The sequence below is a fragment of the Proteiniphilum sp. UBA1028 genome (assembly GCF_002316955.1).
GTDB lineage: Bacteria > Bacteroidota > Bacteroidia > Bacteroidales > Dysgonomonadaceae > Proteiniphilum.
This window is the reverse complement of record NZ_DCEN01000062.1, coordinates 34170-37422: the sequence shown is the minus strand read 5'-3', so window position 1 is coordinate 37422 and position 3253 is coordinate 34170. Positions and strand designations below refer to the sequence as shown.

The 3253-nt window shown below is 45.2% G+C and carries 2 protein-coding genes; both read right to left on the bottom strand.

Translation table 11 applies throughout. The features are described from left to right. Positions 1-57: 57 nt before the first annotated feature. Positions 58-2133 (bottom strand): excinuclease ABC subunit UvrB, encoded by a 2076-nt coding sequence (gene uvrB, locus B3Z75_RS10900; protein WP_238865750.1) that lies wholly within the window; start codon positions 2131-2133, stop codon positions 58-60. 75 nt (positions 2134-2208) lie between these two features. Next, on the bottom strand, positions 2209-3253 hold a 1045-nt coding region (locus tag B3Z75_RS10895; protein WP_286845537.1), incomplete at its 5' end, for a hypothetical protein.

Genomic DNA, 3253 nt, shown 5'->3' with positions numbered 1-3253 from the left:
TGTATGATTGTATGATTGTATGACAGTTCAGCCGGTTGTACCACTGTCAAATATTTTTTATCTTTTTTTCTCTTTGATCCTGACATCGCTATTCCCGTTGCTTTTTGTATCTCTCACAACATCACTTTTAACAAGTCCTTCCAGAATGATCAGCTGGTCCCTCAGCTGAGCAGCCTCAAGAAACTCCAGTTTTTTTGCTGCGGCCATCATTGCTTTACGGGTCTGTTCAATCTTTATCTTCAGTTCATCGGCTGAAGCATATTCACTACCGGGCTCTGCAGCTATGGCATAATAGCCTGGTTCTACGTAAGCTTTCGTCTCAACTGCCGATGTGTATTTTATACTCAATGCCGATGTCTGGGACTTCTTTATCTGTTGAGGTGTAATATTGTGCAATTCGTTGTATTTCATCTGCTTTTCGCGGCGGCGGTTGGTCTCATTGATGGTCATCTGCATGCTGTCAGTAATCTTATCGGCATAGAAGATCACTTTACCGTTAACATTTCGTGCTGCCCTTCCTGAAGTCTGTGTGAGTGAACGGTGAGAACGCAGAAAGCCCTCCTTGTCGGCATCGATAACAGCCACAAGCGATACTTCGGGCAGGTCGAGTCCCTCACGCAACAGGTTAACGCCGATAAGTACATCAAACAATCCGTTTCGAAGGTCATCAATAATTTTCACCCGTTCCAGTGTTTCCACGTCTGAGTGAATATAGTTACAACGGACATTATTACCGGCAAGATAGTTTGTCAACTCTTCAGCCATACGTTTGGTAAGAGTAGTCACAAGCACCCGCTCATCCTTCTCTACCCGTTGCTGTATCTCCTCCATCAGGTCGTCTATCTGATTAAGGCTCGGCCTCACATCGATGGGCGGATCGAGCAGTCCGGTGGGACGTATAAGCTGGTCCACAACGATACCTTCGGATTTTTCGAGTTCGTAATCGGCCGGTGTTGCACTAACGAAGATAATTTCGGGTGTGAGGGCTTCAAACTCTTCGAACTTGAGCGGCCTGTTATCGATTGCTGCGGGCAACCTGAAGCCATATTCCACCAGGTTCATCTTTCGGGAGTGATCTCCCCCATACATTGCGCGGATCTGCGGAATTGTTACATGGCTTTCATCGATAACAGTGAGATAATCATCAGGAAAAAAATCTAGCAGGCAGAAGGGGCGCGTACCCGGCAGCCGTCCGTCGAAATACCGTGAATAGTTCTCAATTCCTGAGCAGTATCCTATCTCTTTTATCATCTCCAAGTCGAAGATAACCCTTTCATAGAGCCTTTTGGCTTCCAGCGGCTTTCCTATCGACCTGAAAAATTCAACTTGCTTGCCAAGATCTATCTGTATCTCATCAACCGCTCTGAAGATACGCTCCTGGGTGGTAACAAAAAGATTTGCCGGAAAAATGCGGTACGAATCCAATCGCTCTTCGGTTACCCCGGTGAGCGGGTCAACCTGCTCGATACTCTCAATCTCGTCGCCCCAGAAGATAATGCGCACTATATAGTCGTGATATGCAAGAAACACATCAACTGTATCACCTTTAACCCGGAAGTTTCCACGATTAAAGTCAGCTGTTTCGTTGCGAGAGTATAGGCTGTTCACAAGCAGTCGCAACAGCTGGTCTCTATCTATAGACTGCCCTACCCTGACATCGATAGTTATTTTATTAAAATCTTCGGGATTACCTATGCCGTACAGGCATGAAACTGAAGACACCACTATTACATCATTTCTTCCCGATAGGAGTGATGATGTGGCAGCCAGCCTGAGCTTCTCTATTTCATCGTTAATTGATAGGTCCTTTTCAATATAAGTATCGGTCGACGGAATATATGCTTCCGGCTGGTAATAATCATAATAGGAAACGAAATACTCCACCGCGTTATTCGGGAAAAAACTCCTAAACTCGCTGTACAACTGGGCTGCCAGGGTTTTGTTGTGACTGAGCACCAGCGTTGGTTTATTTATCTGTGCAATTACGTTGGCTACTGTGAATGTTTTACCCGACCCGGTAACACCCAGCAGTGTCTGATATGGGACCTTCTGTCGCAGCCCCTCCAGCAGCGCTTTTATGGCTTCCGGCTGATCTCCGGTGGGTTTATATTGAGATGTAAGTTGGAATTGCATAGATAGTTTTTAAACAAACATATGATGATTATGTTTAAACTAAGTCCTCCGAAAGGTGTTTCTCTGACTTATGGATCAGGGTGCACCGGGATATGGTTTTGTTTCATGAATGCTGATTATCTGAAAGCCGGGATTCAACTCCATATGTACAATATAGCCCGGTACCAGCTCTATGTTTTCGTTTTTCACATATGACTTCATAAGCGGCACATTTATTTTGTAGTATCCTTCTGTGGTCTTTTCATAATTCACCGCTTCAGTGTTTGGTGTGAATTTCAGCGTTGAGCCCTGTGACTGTGCACCGGCAACAAGCAGTTCCCCGGTTATCTTTTCGCGGGTGGCTGTACCGGAATTAAAAAACCTTTTTACAACCGGTGCCAGGTAAAGAGACATCTTGTTGTGATCTACTGCCGAGAGCGACGAGTAAAATCCGTTTACAATGGCAAATATGCTATCAGAAAGGGCTTCATTTTGCGGGTACTGCGGTGAAAGCATCTTATCTCTTTTTAGCGCTTCAGCTATGTATTCCCCCCTGATTTCCCCGTTTTGCGATAAGGTTATATAGCCGGAGTAAGATTCGGGAGTGTTCGTCCTCAAGGCCCCCATCCAGGATAGCGAGTCGATTCGTATCTCTGCCAGCAGGGTGTAGGGACTTCCCGGGTGCTGATCAAGGAAGTTGTGCAATTCAGAAATATTGCCGGTAAACTTTATTTGTTCCCAGTCGGCTGCCTCCTCAGATTTAAGGCTTAAGAGGTTGTTTTGTGCCTCGTTGAAATGCTTTCCGTGAGGATAAGATTCCATATAGAATAGGTAACCTTCCACTGTATTTTTATTAAGTGCTGCCTCCCAGCTCTTTCCATCGATATAGCTTTTCTTTACAGTTTGATTGTATATGAAAAATGATCCCACGATGAGTGTCGCCGCCAGTAGAATTGTCGCTACGGAACTTTTGCCCTTTTTCTTATCCGTTAATTCTCCCGGCATTTCCTCTTGATAGTTTTCCCGGGGGGCGACTGACATTTTTTGACGAGACCTGTTATCACTATTTTCTTTTATTTTTGCATCAATGGTTTTCTCTAATTCCCCGGTCATTACGGTCTCCTCCGGCTCCACAACCTCT